The 266-nt window shown below is 69.2% G+C and carries 1 pseudogene; it reads left to right on the top strand.

The window, feature by feature from the left end:
• Nucleotides 1–54: 54 nt before the first annotated feature.
• A pseudogene (locus VJI94_RS08440) lies at nt 55–266 on the top strand (3'(2'),5'-bisphosphate nucleotidase CysQ); the annotation flags it as partial.

The following is a 266-nucleotide window of genomic DNA, read 5'->3' as shown; positions in this document are numbered from 1 at the left end:
AGACCGGGTCCTCGGCCACTGGATGCCGGTGATCTGATGCAGAAGGACGCATGCATGGACCAGACCGACGCCGAACTCGCCGCGCACCTTGCCGCCGTTGCCGGCACGCTGCTGCGCACCGTGCGCGAGAGTGGCATGCTGAGCCAGGCCCGGCTGGGCAAGGCAGGCGACGCGACCGCCAATGCGTTCCTGTGCCACGCCTTGCGCGAGCAGCGGCCTGACGACGCGTTGCTGTCGGAGGAGGAGAAGGACAACCTCGCCCGGCT

Source organism: Parvimonas sp. D9, from assembly GCF_035282565.1.
GTDB classification, from domain to species: domain Bacteria; phylum Bacillota; class Clostridia; order Tissierellales; family Peptoniphilaceae; genus Parvimonas; species Parvimonas micra.
This window is presented reverse-complemented; position numbering and strand designations above follow the sequence as displayed.